The sequence below is a fragment of the Pseudomonas sp. MF7453 genome, assembly GCF_016405455.1.
In the GTDB taxonomy this organism is placed as follows: Bacteria; Pseudomonadota; Gammaproteobacteria; order Pseudomonadales; family Pseudomonadaceae; genus Aquipseudomonas; species Aquipseudomonas paralactis.
The window spans coordinates 23,560-42,003 of the sequence record NZ_JAEKCN010000006.1 but is presented as its reverse complement, the minus strand read 5'-3'; the positions used below and the strand labels follow the sequence as shown (position 1 = coordinate 42,003).

Here is an 18,444-nt window from a genome sequence, read left to right as displayed (position 1 = left end):
ACCCCATGAAGAAGTCGTCTATCGCGTTGTCGTTGTTAATGAGCCTATCCCCGCTGGCAGCCTTCGCCGCTACCGCGCCGCTCGACCTGGTAGGCCCGGTATCGGACTACAAGATCTACGTCACCGAAGAAATCGGTGAACTGGTGACCCAGACCCAGGCGTTTACCGACGCCATCAATAAAGGCGACCTGGCCACCGCCAAGAAGCTCTACGCACCGACCCGCGTGCACTATGAAGCCATCGAGCCGATTGCCGAGCTGTTCAGCGATCTTGACGCATCCATCGACTCGCGGGTCGACGACCATGAAAAAGGTGTGACGGCCGAAGATTTCACCGGCTTTCATCGGATTGAATATGCACTGTTCGCGCAGAACTCGACCAAGGGCCTGCAAGCCCTCACCGCCAAGCTCAATACCGATGTGAACGATCTCAAGACGCGGGTCGATGGCCTGACCTTCCCGCCGGAAAAAGTCGTCGGCGGCGCCGCGGCGCTGTTGGAAGAAGTCGCTGCCACCAAGATCTCCGGCGAAGAAGATCGCTACAGCCATACCGACCTGTATGACTTCCAGGGCAACATCGACGGCGCAAAGAAAATCGTCGATCTGTTCCGTGGCCAGATCGGGCAGCAGGACCAGGCTTTCCTGGCCAAGGTCGACAAGAACTTCGCAACCGTCGACAAGATCCTGGCCAAGTACAAGACTCAGGATGGCGGCTTTGAAACCTACGACAAGGTCAAGGATAACGACCGCAAGGCCCTGGTAGGCCCGGTCAATACCCTGGCTGAAGACTTGTCGATGCTGCGCGGCAAACTGGGTTTGAACTAAAGATTACCGTGCAAAAAAACACCCAGGCCCTGTTGAAGAGCCTGGGTGTTTTTTTGCCTGCGCGATAACGGCTACAAAATGCGGTAGAGCAAACGCTCGATGCGCACTCGGCTGACTCGACGCAGGAACTTACCCACTGCCGGCGGGTAGTCCACCAATGTCTGCAATTGCTGATAGCCCTGGATGCGCGTGGAGTGCTGGAAGATCTGCGCCAGCTCGGTACGCCGCGGCTCCAGCCATTGGCCCTTGGGGTCGTCGATCAGCAAACCGTTTTCCAGATCGAGGCGAAAGGCCCTGGGGTTGAGGTTGTTGCCGGTCAGCAAGGTGTAGCGCTGGTCAACCCACATGCCCTTAAGGTGGTAGGTGTTGTCGCCATCGCGCCATAGGTGCAGGTTCAACTGGCCGCTGTCGATCATCGGCTGGTGGCGCTTGGCGAAGCGCCGCAGACTGATCTCATACAGATAAGGCAAGGCTGCGATCACCTTGAACGGCTCGCTGGGCGGAATATAGAAATCGTTGGCGGTCTTGTCGCCGACCACGATGTCGATCTTCACCCCTCGCGCCAGAGCGCGGTTGATCTCGCGGGTCACCGGCAACGGCAGGTTGAAATACGGTGTGCAGATGGTCAGTTGCTGCTGGGCGCTGGCGATCAGTTCCAGAATCACCCGGCTCAGGGGGTTGTTCTTGCCGACGCCGAGCAACGGGCTGACCGAGAGGTGACCATTGGGCAACTGCCCTGCGGTAGTGTCGTAGGCCGCGTGCTTGAGACGGCTGCGCAGGTCGCCGATATCGTTGCGCAGGCTGCGGGTGGTCGGCGGGTTGGGCAGGTCCAGGCGGTGCACGGCCTTGGAGGCCACCAGGCCGTGCTCGATCAGGTGTTGCATGGAGTCGGCGAGCACTGGGCTGTGGATCAGGTGGTAACGATCGAAGCGGTACTTGTCGAACTTGTGCAAATACACATTGTTCAGACTGGCGCCGCTGTACAGCACGCTGTCATCGATCACAAAGCCCTTGAGGTGCAACACGCCAAACAGCTCGCGGGTTTGCACCGGCACGCCATACACCGGCACTTCGCTGGCGTGGCTTTGCGTCATGGCCTGGTACCAGGCGCTGTTGCCCGGCTGCTTGCCGGCGCCAATCAAGCCGCGCTGGGCGCGCAACCAGTCGACCATGACCACGATGTCCAACTCCGGCCGTGCAGCCTTGGCGGCGTGCAGCGCGTCGTAGATCTCCTGCCCCGCTTCGTCGTGTTGCAGATACAACGCAACGATGTAGATGCGACGCGTCGCCTGGGAGATTTTTTCCAGCAGGCAGCGACGATAGGCATCGGCGCCGGACAACACCTCGATGGCCTCCGGGGACAGCGGGAAACCGCGCAGTTTGGGCAACAGGGAGCGTTTGAAGAACGACGGCATAGGGCTCGCAATGGGTCGAATCCGAAGAGGTCCAAAGCTTACACCATGGGACTGCTCAGGTCTCGCCGCACAGGATGTAAAAAGTCAGTTGACCAAGAAGAACGATCGTTCTACTGTAATAAGCATGAACGACATAACCCGCGACATTATACTCGACGTCACCGAAAAACTGATCTATCGCCATGGCATTGCCGCCACCGGTATGGACCTGCTGGTAAAAACCGCCGGCGTGTCGAGAAAAAGCATTTATCGCTATTTCGCCAACAAGGATGAGTTGGTGATTGCCGCCCTGCAGCGCCGCGACGAACGCTGGATGCAGTGGCTGCGCGGCGAAGTGGAGCACAGCGACGACAGCGGCGAGCGCCTGCTGGCAGTGTTCAGCGCCCTGAAGGGCTGGTTCGGTTCCGCGGATTTTCGTGGCTGCGCCTTTATCAATACCAGTGGCGAAACCGGCGACGCTCAAGACCCGGTACGCCTGCTGGCCAAGGCCCATAAACACAAACTGTTCGAGTACGTACTTGAACTGTGTCAAGCACATGGCACCCCCGATCCGCAACGGCAGGCCGCGCAACTGCTGATCCTGATCGACGGCGCCATTACCGTTGCCCTGGTCATGGGTGATTCAACGGCTGCCGATAATGCGCAATGCATGGCGCGAACGTTATTGGGGCTTTGAACACTCGGAACCGGCAATTTCGTACTAACCCTACTGTTTACAGGAGCCACCCCATGTCAGCACATGCAGAAGTTCGCCCGCCCCTGCCGCCCTTTACTCGCGAGTCGGCCATCGAAAAAGTTCGCCTGGCCGAAGACGGCTGGAACTCCCGCGACCCGGAACGGGTGTCCCTCGCTTACACCCTGGACACTCAGTGGCGTAACCGCGCCGAATTCGCGCACAACCGCGAAGAAGCCAAGCAGTTTTTGAGCCGTAAATGGGCCAGGGAACTGGATTATCGCTTGATCAAGGAGTTGTGGGCGTTCACCGGCAACCGCATCGCCGTGCGCTATGCCTATGAGTGGCATGACGACTCCGGCAACTGGTTTCGTTCCTACGGAAATGAAAACTGGGAGTTTGATGAGAACGGCCTGATGGCCAACCGCTTTGCCTGCATCAACGACAAGCCGATCCAGGAAAGCGAACGCAAGTTCCACTGGCCGCTGGGACGTCGACCGGATGATCACCCTGGGCTGTCGGACCTGGGCCTGTAGCTCTCTTACCCTCTGTAGGAGCGAGCTTGCTCGCGAAAAACCTCAACGATAACGCGTGCTTCCCGAATGAACGCGGCGCCTATGGGTTTCTCGCGAGCAAGCTCGCTCCTACAAAAAGCGATTACCGAAAGGCATCAGTCCTGATTTAGCCCGACCCGATACAACACTCCGTTATCCTCATCCGTCAGCACATACAGAAACCCATCCGGCCCCTGCCGCACATCACGTATCCGCGCTTTCAACTCGCCCAGCAAGCGCTCCTCGTGAACCACCCTGTCACCGTCGAACTGCAACCTGATCAACTCCTGGGTGCCCAGTGCACCGATAAACAGGTTGTGCTGCCACGCTTTGAAACGGTCGGCGTCGTAGAACGCCATGCCGCTGATGGCCGGGGACTTCTCCCAGACATGATGAGGTTGAACCGTACCTTCTGCCGTTTTGCCCTTGGCTTCGGGAATCGGTAACAGGGAATAGTTGATGCCGTGGGTCGCCAGCGGCCAACCGTAATTCTTGCCGCGCTCGATGATGTTCACTTCATCACCCCCACGTGGCCCATGTTCGTTTTCCCAGATTGTGCCGCTCCACGGGTTCAGCGCCAGGCCCTGTGGGTTGCGCTGGCCGTAGGACCAGATTTCGGGACGTACACCGGGTTGACCGACAAAGGGGTTGTCATCGGGTACGCGGCCATCCGGATAGATGCGCACCACCTTGCCTTGCAGCTTGTCCAGGTCCTGGGCGGTCGGGCGGTCGTTGTTCTCGCCCAGGGTCACGAACAGGTAGCCGTCACGGTCGAACGCCAGACGCGAGCCAAAGTGGTTGCCGGTAGACAGTTTGGGCTCCTGGCGCAGGATCACCTTGAAGTTCTCCAGGCCGCTCAAGTCGGCAGACAGGCGCCCACGTCCCACGGCGGTTCCGGCTTTGCCATCCTGGCCGCCGCCTTCGGCATACGACAGGTAAACCATACGGTCCTGTTTGAAGTCGGGCGACAACGCCACATCCAGTAACCCGCCCTGCCCTTTGGCCCACACTTGCGCAACCCCCGTCAACGGCGCGGAAAGCTTACCGTCGGGGCTGACAAATCGCAGGTGGCCGGGGCGCTCGGTGACCAGAAAGCCCTGCTGATCCGGCAGAAACGCCAGGGCCCATGGATGATCCAGGCCTTTAGCGATCGGCGTGACGGTGATGCTGCCTTGTTCGCTGGGGAATTGCTGGCTATCGGCGGCGTAAACGGTGGTCAGCGGCAGCAGCGTGGCAACACATGCGGCCGCCAGTAGAGTTTTGCGTAGCAACATAAGGCGAAGTCCTTACCGGCGATTGCCGTTGGCATCATAGGTGGGTGCTTTGGTTTCGGTGGCCGGGCGACTGGGAGCCACGTCGCGCTTGGGATATGTATTGCCGACCCCACGGTTTTCCACGGTCGGCCGCGGGCTGGTGGGCGCAGTCTGGATACCGCGTACCGCCGGCGCGTTGGGCTGGGTGCCCTGCATGCTGTTGGGGTTGGCCCGGTGAATCGGGCTGTTGTTGGTGTCATATTGGCCCGGCAGGTTTTGCGCCTGGGCCCAGGGCGCCAGGGCCAGGCCCAGCGCGAGTACTGCAAGATGACGTACATAACCATTCATGACGAAGCCTCTCTATGCCGAGTACTACGTGCGTTCGATAACACGCTACGCCATGGGTTCGGCTCGCGACACTAAATAGTTTTTCAGCAGGTGTAACACGATCTGTCCGAGTATCTGCCCGCCGAAACTTTTGCCGCGGCCTGCGAGTCACCAGAACAGGCTCACTGTTTAAGGAATCGAAGTTATGCCACGGGCAATCTGGAAAGGTGCCATCAGTTTCGGTCTGGTTCATATCCCGGTGTCGCTGGTCTCGGCGACGTCTTCCCAGGGCGTTGATTTCGACTGGCTGGACAAACGCAGCATGGACCCGGTCGGCTACAAGCGCATCAACAAAACCACGGGCAAGGAAGTCACCAAGGAACATATCGTCAAGGGCGTGGCCTTCGAGAAGGGCCGCTATGTGGTGCTCAGCGAAGATGAAATTCGCTCGGCCCACCCCAAGTCGACCCAGACCATCGAAATCATCGCGTTTGTCGCCAGCGACCAGATCCCCCTGCAGAACATCGACACGCCCTACTTCCTGGCCCCCGACAAGCGCGGCGGCAAGGTCTATGCGCTGCTGCGCGAAACCCTGAAAAAAACCGGCAAGGTCGCCCTGGCTAATGTGGTGCTGCACACCAAACAGCACCTGGCCGCGCTGATGCCGCTGGAATCGGCTCTGGTTCTGGTAATGCTGCGCTGGCCCGCCGAGGTCCGCAGCCTGGACGAGCTGGAGCTCGGTGCCGATGTCACCAAACCAACCCTCGCCAAGGGCGAATTGGACATGGCCAAGCGCCTGGTTGAAGACATGAGCGCAGACTGGCAACCCGACGAATACCGCGACAGTTTCCAGGACAAGATCATGGCGCTGGTGGCGAAGAAGGCCAAGGCCGGCAAGATCGAAGACGTGGAGTCGAGCGAAGACAGCGAAGAGCGCAAATCCGCTGACGTGATCGACCTGACCGAACTGCTCAAACGCAGCCTGGCGGGCAAACCCGCGGCGAAAAAAACCGCCGCGAAGAAATCCAACAAAAAGGCCTCTTGAGCCTGCCATTGACTGGAGACTGCCATGGCAAAGCCCCTGAGCGAATACAACCGCAAACGCGATTTCAAGATCACCGCTGAACCCGCCGGCAGCTCACCCGCCAGCAAGCGCAAAGCCTCGGCGTTGAGCTTCGTGATTCAAAAGCATGATGCGCGCAACCTGCATTATGACTTTCGTCTGGAACTCGACGGTGTGTTGTTGAGCTGGGCGGTGCCCAAGGGGCCCAGCCTGGACCCAAGCCAGAAGCGCTTGGCGGTCCACGTTGAAGACCACCCCCTAAGCTATGGCGGTTTCGAAGGCAGCATTCCGGCCGGCCAATACGGCGCAGGCGACGTAATTGTATGGGACCGAGGTATTTGGCAACCCCACGACGAGCCGCGCAAAGCCTATGCAGCCGGCAAGCTCAAGTTCACCCTGGTAGGTGAAAAACTTGCCGGGGATTGGACCCTGGTACGCACACGGCTCAAGGGCAGTGGCGATAAGGAACAGTGGCTGCTGATCAAGGAAAAAGACCAGCAGGCACGCCCGGTTTCTGAATACGACATCGTCGACGCCGAGCCTGCCAGCGTGCTCAGCGACGCGGTAGTCGGCAAGCCCAAGGCCTCCGCCAAAAAAAAGGCCGCGCCAAAGGCCAAGGCCCCCACGCAAGTGAGCGCCATACCTGACGAACTCGCCCCGCAGTTGGCAACCCTGGTCGATCGCGCCCCCGAGGGCGATTGGAGCTACGAGATCAAGTTCGACGGCTATCGCATTCTGGCGCGCATCCGTGATGGTGAAGTGCGCCTGTTCACCCGCAATGGCCACGACTGGACCGAGCGCCTGCCGCGCCAGGCCAAAGCCTTGCAAGCCCTCAAACTCAAGGACAGTTGGCTTGATGGTGAAGTGGTCAGCCTCAACGGCGAAGGCTTGCCGGATTTCCAGGCGTTGCAGAATGCCTTCGATATCGGCCGCAGCCTGGACATCGTTTACTACCTGTTTGATGCGCCCTTCCTGAACGGCCGTGATCAACGCGAGGACCCGGTCGAAGAACGTCGGGCTGCGCTTAAATCGGCGCTCGCCGGCAGCAAAAGCAAACTGCTGCGTTTCTCCGAAGCCTTTGCCGCCAACCACCGTGATATTTTCGAAAGCGCCTGTGACCTGGCGCTCGAAGGCGTAATCGGTAAGCGTGCCGGAAGCGCCTATGTATCCCGGCGCAGTGCCGACTGGATCAAGCTCAAATGCCGCCTGCGCCAGGAATTCGTAATTGTCGGTTACACCCGCCCCCAGGGTTCGCGCAGTGGGTTTGGCGCGCTGCTTTTGGCGGTCAACGATGAAACCGGGCTGGTGTATGCCGGTCGTGTGGGCACGGGATTTGATCAGGCCGCGTTGAAATCCATCTACGCCAAGCTCACGCCACTGGAGCGTAAAGACTCACCCTTGCAAAAGCCGTTGACCAGCGCCCAGGCCCGTGGCGTGCATTGGGTTGAACCGCGCCTGGTCGGTGAAGTGCAGTTTGCCGAATGGACGCGTGAAGGTGTGGTGCGCCAGGCCGCCTTCGTAGCATTGCGCACCGACAAGCCAGCAGCGCAAATCATTCATGAACAGCCGCGTGCGGCCAAGTCGGTCAAGGCCGCGAAGACGCAGAAAGTCGGTAAAGCCGGTAAAGCGGTGAACAACGTGAAGATCACCCACCCCGATCGCATCATCGACAAGCACAGTGGCACGCAAAAACAGCAGTTAGCGCAGTTCTATGCCGACATCAGCGAATGGATCCTGCCATTCCTGCGCGGCCGCCCCGTGTCGCTGCTGCGGGCGCCCGAAGGCATCGAAGGGGAGCAGTTTTTCCAGAAGCACTCCGAGCGCATGGCCATTCCCCACATCAAGCAACTGGATCAGGCGCTGGATCCCGGCCATGCGCGCCTGATGGAGGTGGACAGCGCAGAGGCGCTGGCCGGTGCCGTGCAAATGGGCACTGTCGAGCTGCATACCTGGGGCGCCACCACGGACAAGATTGAAACCCCTGACCTGTTCGTTCTGGACCTTGACCCGGACCCGGCCCTGCCCTGGAAGTCCATGCTGGAAGCGGCCGAGCTGACCCTGTCGGTGCTCGATGAACTGGGATTGCAAACCTTCGTCAAGACCAGCGGCGGCAAGGGTTTGCACCTGATTGTGCCGCTGGCACGGCGCGATGGCTGGGACGCCGTCAAAGCGTTCGCCAAGGCCATTGCGCAGTTTATGAGCCAGCAACTGCCCGAACGCTTTACTGCCACCAGTGGCCCTAAAAACCGCGTGGGCAAGATCTTTATCGATTACCTGCGCAACGCCCGGGGTGCCAGCACCGTCGCGGCATATTCCGTGCGTGCAAGGCCGGGCTTGCCGGTATCAGTGCCGGTCAGTCGGGAAGAATTGAAAGGATTGCGTGGGGCCCAGCAGTGGACGGTGGCGAACCTGCATGAGCGTCTGCACGGGTTGAAGGGCGACCCGTGGGCCGGCTATGCCAATCGGCAGAAGATCAGCAAGAAGATGTGGGACAAGCTGGGCGCAAAACCACCGCAGTGATTCGCGCCCGGCAAAGGGTTTAGATAAGAATAAAGATCAGTGCCAGGCCCGCGAAAATAGCCCACTTTTCCAGGTAGTAGCGCGTGCGATTACGCTTTTTGAGCTCTTTGCCGCGCAGGCGAATCTTGTACAAGCGGGTAAAGGCGCGGTTGAGGCCGCCCGTCTTGTCGCCATCATCATTGGGCGAGCCCGCAGCGGCCATCACATTGCGACTGAACCAACGGTTGAACGCCGCCGCCCAGCGGTACTTCATCGGGCGTTCGATATCGCAGAACAGAATGATGCGGTTCTGTTGGGTGGTGTTTTCTGCGTAGTGAATGTAGGTCTCGTCGAACATCACCGGCTCGCCGTCGCGCCAGTAGTAGCTCTCACCATCCACATTGATGTAGCACCCTGGGTCGTTGGGCGTATCCAGACCCAAGTGATACCGATAGGAGCCCGCATACGGGTCACGGTGACGCACCAGCTTGGAGCCCGGTGGCAGTTCGGCGAACATCGCAGCCTTGATCGAACCGATGCCTTGCACCAACTCAGTGGTGCGTGGGCACAGCTTCATCGCCGAAGGGTGGCTGTCACCGTACCACTTGAGGTAAAAACGCTTCCAGCCCGACTTGAAAAACGAGTTGAAACCCACGTCGTTGTACTGGTCCGAACGCTTGATCTCCCCTGCCCGCATCAGGTTCTGGCCTTCCTCGCGGATCTCTTGCCAATGTTCCTGCAAGGGGCTCAGGTCCGGAAAATCACTGGGTGAAAGAAAGGGACGGCTGGGCTGCCTGGAGAACAGGTACAGGAAACAGTTGATCGGCGCCAGGAACGTCGAGTGGTCGCTAAGCTGGCGACCCAGCTTATGTCGCACCCGACCGCGCAGGTGTACATACGCAATGGAGGCAACGTAGAGAGCAACAATGATGAGTTTCAAGGGATTCGTCACAAGTCAGGGAGAGAACAGGCTGCTCCTGCGGGCCCACAACGGCCGAGGATGGATATGCAGCACCTGAAATCACAATTCACGTACAGGTGACACGCCAGGCCTGGCGACCTTGCGGCGTGTAACCATTGGCCGTTATTTAGCCATACTTTGTAACCAAAGGTTAACTAAGAATTGTGAAAAGCTGTCTACTGAGTGTGCTGGGGGCGGGAACAGGCGGGCTTGTGTGCCCGCCTGTTTGAAGGCTTTACTGCGTTATTGCGGGGCGTCCTTACCCTCGCGGCGGGGCAAACTGGCGTCTGCCAACGCGGTATAGGGGACCACCTGGCTGCGACTGCGGATGAAGTGGCGGATCAGCGCGATCATCAGACCCAGCAACAGGCCGCCGACCAAACTCAACGCAATGACCAGCGGCTTTTTCGGCTTGATCGGCGCCAAAGGCTCCTGAGCGCGGCGGTCGATCGTCACAAGCTTCAGGTTGCTCATGTCGATGTTCAAGCCACGCAGCCTGGCGACTTCAGCACGAAGCGGCTCGACATCCTGCAAGAAGATGTCCTCATTACCACGCTTGCGCAGCACCTCGACTTCGCGGTTGCTTTCCAGCAGTTGCAAATCCTTGCCGATCTCGGCAATGCGCGGGTTGGTGAAGTCATCACTGGTGCGCTGTTGCAACGCGGCACGCTCGGCTTCCAGCGCCTCGGTGCCCATGAAGTACAGCGGGATCTTCTGATTGTTGACCTCTGTGCGCATGACCTGGCTGGAACCACTGCGTGTGGAGTCCGCCATGGAAGACGGCGTCGTCGGCGTACGGATGCCCATGGACTTGGCAATGGAAATGGCTTCCGCCAGCTCGGCCAGGCGATTGGTACGCTCCATCTTCATCTGCAGGCGCAGCGCGCTGAGCTCATCCTGCAGTTGGGCACGCTTGAGTCGGTCAGCCTCAAGCAGCTTGGCGATCTTGGATTCCTTGTCGGTATCGTAGTTGGAACGGGCAGCGTCGATCTTGCCCTTGAGCTCGGTCAGACGGTTGTTGACGATGACTTTGAGGTCAGCGCCCACCTGCTGACGCTCGGCGGCAATGGCGTAATCCACAAAGCCGTTGAGGATGGCGACACCGTCGACGTCGGCCGGGTATTGCAGCTCCAGACGAATATAGCTGCTCAGCGAATCGGATTTTTTGGGGTCGGGCAGAATCAGGTTGACGGAATTACGGTTGAACGCCTCAAAGCTCTGCTCAAGGGTCTGCCCTGGTTTCTTGAACGCCTTGAACAACTCTTCATGGTCCTTGAAGAACCCCAGGCGTGCATCATAGGAATCCAGCTGAGCGCCCACTTTGAGCAGCGCATCGGCAGGCGGCAACTTATAAACTTCTGAACGATTCAAGGCGTCTAGCTCGTTGATTGCCGCAGGCCGTAACACACTGCTGACTTCATACGTCTTGGGTGCCAGGAACGCATACCCCGCCCCTAATACGCCTGCAAGAAGCGTACAACCGACTACCAGCTTTTTTTGCCGCCAGATGGCGTGAAACAATTCAAACAGATCAATTTCATCGGAAGCTACGGAAGGCGGAAGCGGGGAAGTGCGATTCAAAATAAGAACACCTTAAAATAATACTAAAAGGCCATCATTCTCAGAAGCCTGAATGACTTCAAAAATCAGGGACAACGCCCTTGATACGCCGGACCAGTGGCGATGTGACCACTTAGCCAGCTGAAATATCCCACGATGTAGGGGATTATTTCGGGTTTTAAGTCGTCGCGTAGTACAAACGTCGCAACCCTGTGGGAGTAGCGTTGTTGCAAGCGTAGTCAATACAACATGAAAATGCTGTCAAATACCTGTCCTATAAAGAAAAAAACTTAGCGCCCTGTTAGTTGCGAACACTTCTCTTCTACAAAAAGGAACTTGTATGTCACCGCTTTCAACCTCCGATTTTCAAGCCCTGCAAGGCACTTGGGAGCAAACAACTCTTGAAGACAGTGGCGTTCTCAACCCTGCGGACATTCACAGTGCCCCCGGAGCCTTGACCACAATTATTGAAGATCGCTTCGAAGTCACCACGGTAAGTGGCCAAATATTGCTCTCGGGTCGGTTCGTGCTGGACGCCGGTACGCAGCCCAAAAGCATTACGTGGACGGACGACATGGGTGAGGATGCAGGCAAGCAGCTCCCCGCCAGTTACCGGCTGGACGGCGATGACTTCGTATTTATCGCAGCGGATGAAGGCATGCCCAGGCCCACCGTGTTCAGCACCGGCCCTGGGCAAACCATGCGCACCTTCGTACGGCGCTTGTAAGAGCGAGCTTGCTCACGAAAAACTCACAGACGCTGCGTTCATTCAGGCAACACGCGTGATCGTTAACGTTCTTCGCGAGCAAGCTCGCTCCTACAGTGAATCACTTGGCCCGCCCTCTCCTCGCGGGCCTTTTTTGTGTGCGCAAACCTTGATCAGCTATCACGCCTGATCGCTGTCATGGTAAAGCACAGGGGCAGTTGCGCGGCCTGATGCTCATATTGATCGTAGAGTTCTTCCCGGTTGGAATGCGGGTATTCCTGCAAATGAGCGATCTGCAACTGCGCTGCGATAGCCCCGCTGACCACACTGCCCAGGGTATGTACATACCAATAGGAGGTCGGCCCGGGCCGCTCGTCCTTCCCTTCATAGACAATGGCCTCCTGCAGCACAAAGGGTTCACGCTGGAAGTAAGAACTGGCAGGCAGCATCGGGTTGCCCCCACAGGGGTCAAACACCTCAAGAAAGGGATGGGTTTCGTACATGACCAACGTACCGCCGGGCTTCAGCACACTGGCGACCTGGCGCATGAACAACGCCACATCCGGCATCCAACCCAGCACGCCAATGGTCACCAGGGCAATATCGAACCGTGCCTGCAAACGATCGGGCAAATGGTGGATATCGGTCTCAATGAACTCAGGGCTGTGTGGCGAGACCTCGGCCAATTCCCGCGCCTGTTCAAGAAACGCCCGGGATTGATCAACCCCCACCATCGAACGGGCGCCCAAGCCATACAACGAAAGGCTTTCGCGTCCGTTGTTGCAACACAATTGCACCACGTCCTTGCCCACCACGCCCACCTCTTGCAGCAAGGTGGTGATGGTCGGGTCAAGGCAGGAAAAATCAGGCTCGGCTACCGAGGCCAGCAGTGCCGCCCAGGTCGCGGTATTTTTGTGCAACCCGGCGGATTCGTCCCAGGCATTTTTATTGCTGGCGATCGCCTCTTGCGCTGAGGGCATGTCCATTGCTTCTCCAGTAACTCGTTACAGTGGGCTTCGGAAAGTAAGTTAAATGTGCGCAGGAGGAAACCCTGGCCCACCGCGAAACTTATCACCCAGCCCGCCGGTCATTAATCCAACGCGTGTTCAGCCCCTGAACGCCGCTCTTGAAGGTCGTACCATGGCCCGTCATTCAGACCTGCGCATCGCTTTATCCCTGGACAGCCTGAACTTCTTTCTCGCCGATGTGCGCGACGGTCTCGGACCATACCTGGCGATCTACCTGTTGGCCGTGCATCAATGGGAGCCGGCCAGTATTGGTGTGGTCATGACCCTGGCAGGCATCGCTGCCTTGCTGACCCAGGGCCCCGCAGGTGCGCTGATCGACCGCACTCGCAGTAAACGCGCGGTGGTTGCCATTGCCGCGCTGTTGGTGACGGGCAGTTGCCTGATGCTGCCCTTCGTCAGTTCATTTGGCTGGGTGGCGTTGACCCAGGCCGCCAGTGCCGTAGCCGCCTCTGTCTTTGCCCCGGCAATTTCCGCCATTTCGCTGGGGATCACCGGGCCGCGCGCCTTCACCCGGCGTACCGGGCGCAACGAGACCTTCAACCACGCCGGCAATGCCGTGGCCGCGTTGCTGGCCGGCGGGCTGGCCTACCTGTTCGGGCCGGTGGTGGTGTTCTACCTGATGGCGTTCATGGCCGTCGCCAGTGTCATTGCGGTCAGTTGCGTGCCGGCCAAGGCGATTGACCATGAGGTCGCTCGTGGTTTCGATCCGGCCCATCACACCGACCATGAACAGCCCTCGGGCCTGAAAGCATTGCTGGCCAACCAACCGCTGCTACTGTTCGCCATCTGCTGCGCACTGTTTCACCTGGCCAATGCCGCGATGCTGCCGCTGGTCAGTCAGAAACTGGCGCAGATCAATCTGCAGATGGCCACCCCGTTGACTTCAGCCTGCATTGTCGCGGCGCAGTTGGTGATGGTGCCGATGGCTTGGCTGGTCGGGCTGAAGGCCGATATCTGGGGGCGCAAGCCGCTGTTGCTTGCCGGTTTCCTGATACTGCCGCTGCGTGGCGTACTCTATACCCTGTCCAGCGACCCCTACTGGCTGGTGGCCGTGCAGATGCTCGACGGTATCGGCGCCGGCATTTTCGGCGCCCTGTTCCCGGTGATCGTCAAAGACCTGACCCAAGGCACCGGGCGCTTCAACGTCAGCCTGGGCGCCCTCTCCACCGTATTCGGCCTGGGCGCGGCACTCAGCAACAGCCTGGCCGGTTTCGTGGTGCAGCAAGCTGGCTACAACGCGGCTTTCCTCACGTTGGCGGCGGTTGCAGCCGTTGCCTTGATGCTGTTGTGGCTGGCCATGCCGGAGACCTTGGCAAAACCATCCTTAGCTCGCCATACAACTGTCGCCTGACATATGCGACAATGCGCGCCAAATTCCAACACACACCCCAAATTTTCCGCTCAGCGACCGGGTTTCGTGCCTTGATGTCGCTGTTGACGTATGCCTGAAGGCACCTGCCGTCACGCTCGCAACCCATTGATAGGTAAAGTAATTGATCTCCACAGCTAACATCACCATGCAGTTCGGCGCCAAGCCGCTCTTCGAGAACGTCTCGGTCAAGTTCGGCGCCGGCAACCGCTATGGTTTGATCGGTGCCAACGGTTGCGGCAAGTCGACCTTCATGAAAATCCTCGGTGGCGACCTCGATCCGTCCGGCGGCCAGGTGATGCTGGAGCCGAATGTGCGCCTGGGTAAACTGCGCCAGGACCAGTTCGCCTACGAAGAATTCACCGTGCTCGATACCGTGATCATGGGCCACGAGGAACTGTGGAAGGTCAAGGCTGAGCGTGACCGCATCTACTCGCTGCCGGAAATGAGCGAAGAAGACGGCATGGCCGTGGCCGAGCTGGAAACCGAGTTCGCCGAAATGGACGGCTACACCGCCGAATCCCGCGCCGGTGAGTTGCTGCTGGGCCTGGGTATTCCCCTGGAGCAGCATTTCGGCCCGATGAGCGAAGTGTCTCCAGGCTGGAAGCTGCGTGTATTGCTGGCCCAGGCGCTGTTCTCTGACCCGGAAGTGCTGTTGCTCGACGAACCGACCAACCACCTGGACATCAACACCATCCGCTGGCTGGAAAACATCCTGACCCAGCGCTCCAGCCTGATGATCATCATCTCTCACGACCGTCACTTCCTGAACAGCGTGTGCACCCACATGGCTGACCTGGACTACGGCGAGTTGCGCCTGTTCCCGGGCAACTACGACGAGTACATGACCGTGGCGACCCAGTCCCGCGAGCAGTTGCTGTCGGACAACGCCAAGAAGAAAGCGCAGATCTCCGAGCTGCAATCCTTTGTCAGCCGCTTCTCGGCCAACGCCTCGAAAGCCAAGCAGGCGACCTCCCGCGCCAAGGCGATCGACAAGATCCAACTGGCTGAGGTCAAGCCTTCGAGCCGTGTGAGCCCGTTCATCCGTTTCGAGCAGAACAAAAAGCTGCATCGCCAGGCGGTCATGGTCGAAAAGATGGCCAAAGGTTTTGACGGCAAGCCGCTGTTCAAAGACTTCAGCTTCCAGGTTGAAGCCGGCGAGCGCGTGGCGATCATCGGCCCCAACGGTATCGGCAAGACCACCTTGCTGCGCACCTTGGTCAACGAGCTGACCCCGGACGCCGGCAGCATTAAGTGGACCGACGCCGCCGAGCTGGGCTACTACGCCCAGGACCACGCCCACGACTTCGAAGACGACGTGAGCCTGTTCGACTGGATGGGCCAGTGGACCCAGGGCGAACAAATGATCCGTGGCACCCTGGGCCGTATGTTGTTCTCCAACGACGAAATCCAGAAGTCGGTCAAAGTGATCTCCGGTGGTGAGCAAGGTCGTATGCTGTTCGGCAAGCTGATCCTGCAAAAGCCGAACGTGCTGATCATGGACGAGCCGACCAACCACTTGGACATGGAATCCATCGAGGCGTTGAACCTGGCGCTGGAGAACTACCCGGGCACGCTGATCTTCGTCAGCCACGACCGCGAGTTCGTATCGTCCCTGGCCACCCGCATCATCGAGTTGAGCCCAAGCGGCGTGATCGACTTCAGCGGCACCTATGACGACTACTTGCGTAGCCAGGGTGTGGTGTTCTAAGAACAGCACTTAGCTGCAAGCAAAAGCCCTGTCCCTGTGACAGGGCTTTTTTGCATACGCTCTACTACTGTAGGAGCGAGCTTGCTCGCGAAAAACCTGAGGACGCCGCGCAGAATCAGGCAACCCGCGTTATCGTTGACGTTCTTCGCGAGCAAGCTCGCTCCTACAGTAATGCGGGATATGCCATGATGCTTTACCGCCCGCCAGCGATTGAGTACTCATGCCTGCCGCCCCCTCCTCCCTGTCGATCACCCTGCAGATCGTTTCCATCGTTTTCTACACCTTCATTGCCTTTATCTGCATCGGCCTGCCGATAGCGGTGATTCCAGGCTATGTGCACGAGCAACTGGGTTTCAGCGCCGTGGTGGCCGGGGTGACCATCGGTTCGCAGTACCTTGCCACACTGCTCAGCCGTCCGATGGCCGGGCGGATGTCGGATAACGTCGGTACCAAACGCGCGATCGTGCTAGGCCTGGCCGGCATTCTGATCAGCGGTGTACTGACCTTTATCGCCACGCTGCTGGAAAGTCTGCCGAGCTTGAGCCTGGGTATTCTGATCGCCGGTCGCCTGTTACTCGGCGTGGCCCAGGGCCTGATTGGCGTGGGTACCATCAGTTGGTGCATGGGCGCCGTGGGCACTGAACACACCGCGCGCTCGATCTCCTGGAATGGCATTGCCTCCTACGGCGCCATTGCCATTGGTGCGCCAGTCGGCGTGGTGATGGTGGCGGAATATGGCTATACCAGCCTGGGAATTGCCCTGTCAGTGTTGGCGGGGTTGGGGCTGGTGCTGATCCGTAATAAGCCTTCAGTGCCGGTGGTGCGCGGTGAGCGGCTGCCGTTCTGGGCAGTGTTCGGGCGCATCGCGCCGTTTGGCACCAGCTTGTGCCTGGCGTCGATTGGCTACGGCACGCTGACGACCTTCATTACTCTCTATTACCTCAATCGTGGCTGGAGCGGCGCGGCGTATTGCCTGACGGTATTTGGCGTGTGTTTTATTCTGTCGCGCCTGCTGTTCATTTCTGCCATCAGCCGCTTTGGTGGTTTTACCGCCGCCATCGCCTGCATGAGCATCGAAACCCTGGGCCTGGCGCTGTTATGGCTGGCACCGTCCACCGGCGTCGCCTTGATCGGTGCGGGGTTGACCGGCTTTGGCCTGTCACTGGTGTACCCGGCACTCGGCGTTGAAGCCATCAAGCAAGTACCGGACAGCAGCCGAGGTGCGGGGCTGAGTGCCTATGCGGTGTTTTTCGACCTGGCGTTGGCGATTGCCGGCCCGTTGATGGGCGCCGTGGCGTTGAACCTCGGCTACGGCTGGATTTTCTTCTGCGCCGCGTTGCTGTCGGTCAGCGCACTCGCCCTGACTGTGCTGCTCAGGCGCCGCGCCTACTGATCAGCCGTTTGCAGGCCTGCACGCGTTGCCTCACCGAGGGTGCGGCTGAAAAAGCGCCCGGCCTCGGAGACCATATCGCGGTGAATCCCTTCGCGATCGACGCCATCGGCATCGGTGCAGATGCCCGGCATTGTCGCCAACTGATCACTGTCGCACGGGGCCATGAATACAAAGTGCCCTGCCCCGGCCAGCAACTTGAAGTCCGGTGGCTCTGGCAGTTTGCGCGCCAGGGCGGCGGCGTTTTTGTCCACCGCTACCAGTTGGTCGCCATCGCCGCTGTACAGCAACACCGGTACGTGCACGTCAGCCAGGGTGTGGCGGCCAAACATCAGGCTCAGTGGCGCCATCAGCATCAGGGCATGGATGCGCGGGTCAGCCTGTGGCTGCAAGTCGTCACGGTCGACCACCAACTCACCCTTGGTGGTGCAGGCATCGCGGTCCTGCGGGCGTTGCTGGCAGTATCGCCGCAGACGCTCGAAATCCGGCTTGGCGCCCGCCAGGATCAGCGCGGTTTCACCTCCGGCGGAATAACCGATGACACCAATCTGATCGACATCGACGAAGGGCGACAGCATCGGATCGGCCAGGGTTGCGGTGATCGCCTGGGAGATCTGGATTGGCCGTCCATACAAATTACTCACCGTGCCCAGGCGGCTGTGGTCCTTATAGTTGTCGCCGGGGTGCAGGACCGCCACCACCACAAAGCCCTTGCGCGCCAATGAGGTCGCCAGATCGTGCAAGGCCAGGGGCGTGCCGGTGTTGCCATGCGACAGCATCAGCATGGGAAAACGGCCGATGGCAACCTTGGCGTCTTCACTGGCCGCCACCTGATAGGCGCCCAGTGGCGTGGTGCGCTCGGTATCGGTGGAGGGGTAAAACGCGATGGCCTTCATCGGCTGCGAATCCAGCGGGTCAAGCACACTCATGCGATGAAACCCCACACTCCAATGCGGGTGCGGTGCCGGTGCGGCGTGCACTGAAATCAGGCCGCCAAGCAGCGAAAGAACCAGAACAGCACTAAGACGCATCATGGGGATGTCCACCTTTGCTGCGTAAGAACCGGCATGTCGAATAAACGTCCAGGTATCGGCTCCATATCTGCAGAATC

At 59.3% G+C, this 18,444-nt stretch carries 16 protein-coding genes; 9 read left to right on the top strand and 7 right to left on the bottom strand.

Going from position 1 to position 18,444, the window contains the following annotated elements; genetic code table 11:
* The first annotated feature begins 5 nt into the window (after positions 1–5).
* A complete protein-coding gene (gene efeO / locus JFT63_RS11145) occupies positions 6–824 on the top strand; it encodes an iron uptake system protein EfeO (RefSeq protein WP_057702980.1) in 819 nt (272 codons plus the stop codon).
* Between the two features lie 71 nt (positions 825–895).
* Here the strand turns inward: efeO and pssA are convergent, their stop codons facing one another.
* Positions 896–2,239 carry a CDP-diacylglycerol--serine O-phosphatidyltransferase gene (gene pssA, locus JFT63_RS11140; protein ID WP_198843941.1) on the bottom strand — a complete coding sequence of 448 codons (1,344 nt, stop codon included), beginning with the start codon at positions 2,237–2,239 and terminating at the stop codon, positions 896–898.
* Between the two features lie 124 nt (positions 2,240–2,363).
* On the opposite strand from pssA, the gene JFT63_RS11135 reads away from it, so the two are divergent.
* Both JFT63_RS11135 and JFT63_RS11130 read left to right on the top strand, forming a co-directional pair.
* A complete protein-coding gene (locus JFT63_RS11135) occupies positions 2,364–2,915 on the top strand; it encodes a TetR/AcrR family transcriptional regulator (RefSeq protein ID WP_057702978.1) in 552 nt (183 codons plus the stop codon).
* A 53-nt stretch (positions 2,916–2,968) separates the two neighbouring features.
* A complete protein-coding gene (locus JFT63_RS11130) occupies positions 2,969–3,448 on the top strand; it encodes a nuclear transport factor 2 family protein (protein ID WP_198843940.1) in 480 nt (159 codons plus the stop codon).
* A 134-nt stretch (positions 3,449–3,582) separates the two neighbouring features.
* Here the strand turns inward: JFT63_RS11130 and JFT63_RS11125 are convergent, their stop codons facing one another.
* Positions 3,583–4,740 carry a PQQ-dependent sugar dehydrogenase gene (locus JFT63_RS11125; protein ID WP_057702977.1) on the bottom strand — a complete coding sequence of 386 codons (1,158 nt, stop codon included), beginning with the start codon at positions 4,738–4,740 and terminating at the stop codon, positions 3,583–3,585.
* A gap of 12 nt (positions 4,741–4,752) precedes the next feature.
* The gene (locus tag JFT63_RS11120; protein WP_057702976.1) at positions 4,753–5,067 is read right to left on the bottom strand and encodes a hypothetical protein; all 315 of its coding nucleotides are present in this window, start codon (positions 5,065–5,067) and stop codon (positions 4,753–4,755) included.
* 184 nt (positions 5,068–5,251) lie between these two features.
* Here JFT63_RS11120 and ku point away from each other — a divergent pair, with 184 nt between their 5' ends.
* Positions 5,252–6,091 carry a non-homologous end joining protein Ku gene (ku, locus tag JFT63_RS11115; protein WP_186562906.1) on the top strand — a complete coding sequence of 280 codons (840 nt, stop codon included), beginning with the start codon at positions 5,252–5,254 and terminating at the stop codon, positions 6,089–6,091.
* Positions 6,092–6,115: 24 nt separating this feature from the next.
* On the top strand, positions 6,116–8,629 hold the full coding sequence (gene ligD / locus JFT63_RS11110) for a DNA ligase D (protein ID WP_198843939.1): 2,514 nt from the start codon (positions 6,116–6,118) through the stop codon (positions 8,627–8,629).
* A gap of 19 nt (positions 8,630–8,648) precedes the next feature.
* Here the strand turns inward: ligD and lpxO are convergent, their stop codons facing one another.
* Both lpxO and JFT63_RS11100 read right to left on the bottom strand, forming a co-directional pair.
* Positions 8,649–9,548, bottom strand: a complete 900-nt coding sequence (lpxO, locus tag JFT63_RS11105) for a lipid A hydroxylase LpxO (RefSeq protein ID WP_186562902.1) — start codon at positions 9,546–9,548, stop codon at positions 8,649–8,651.
* A 264-nt stretch (positions 9,549–9,812) separates the two neighbouring features.
* Entirely contained in the window at positions 9,813–11,150 is a 1,338-nt protein-coding gene (locus JFT63_RS11100; RefSeq protein WP_057702972.1) for a Wzz/FepE/Etk N-terminal domain-containing protein, read from the bottom strand.
* Between the two features lie 319 nt (positions 11,151–11,469).
* Between JFT63_RS11100 and JFT63_RS11095 the strand changes: the two genes are divergently transcribed.
* On the top strand, positions 11,470–11,856 hold the full coding sequence (locus JFT63_RS11095) for a TIGR03067 domain-containing protein (RefSeq protein WP_198843938.1): 387 nt from the start codon (positions 11,470–11,472) through the stop codon (positions 11,854–11,856).
* 152 nt (positions 11,857–12,008) lie between these two features.
* Here the strand turns inward: JFT63_RS11095 and JFT63_RS11090 are convergent, their stop codons facing one another.
* Positions 12,009–12,821 (bottom strand): class I SAM-dependent methyltransferase, encoded by an 813-nt coding sequence (locus tag JFT63_RS11090; RefSeq protein WP_198843937.1) that lies wholly within the window; start codon positions 12,819–12,821, stop codon positions 12,009–12,011.
* 154 nt (positions 12,822–12,975) lie between these two features.
* Between JFT63_RS11090 and JFT63_RS11085 the strand changes: the two genes are divergently transcribed.
* The 3 genes from JFT63_RS11085 to JFT63_RS11075 all read left to right on the top strand — a co-directional run bounded on the left by JFT63_RS11085 (position 12,976) and on the right by JFT63_RS11075 (position 17,336).
* Positions 12,976–14,214, top strand: a complete 1,239-nt coding sequence (locus JFT63_RS11085; protein WP_186562896.1) for an MFS transporter — start codon at positions 12,976–12,978, stop codon at positions 14,212–14,214.
* Positions 14,215–14,356: 142 nt separating this feature from the next.
* Positions 14,357–15,943 (top strand): ABC-F family ATPase, encoded by a 1,587-nt coding sequence (locus tag JFT63_RS11080; RefSeq protein ID WP_003191057.1) that lies wholly within the window; start codon positions 14,357–14,359, stop codon positions 15,941–15,943.
* 220 nt (positions 15,944–16,163) lie between these two features.
* Positions 16,164–17,336, top strand: coding sequence for an MFS transporter (locus tag JFT63_RS11075; protein ID WP_198843936.1), 1,173 nt, complete (start codon positions 16,164–16,166; stop codon positions 17,334–17,336).
* Here JFT63_RS11075 and JFT63_RS11070 read toward each other — a convergent pair.
* A complete protein-coding gene (locus JFT63_RS11070; RefSeq protein ID WP_057702967.1) occupies positions 17,330–18,367 on the bottom strand; it encodes an alpha/beta hydrolase family protein in 1,038 nt (345 codons plus the stop codon). The two genes, JFT63_RS11075 and JFT63_RS11070, sit on opposite strands and share 7 nt — an antisense overlap.
* Positions 18,368–18,444: the final 77 nt, after the last annotated feature.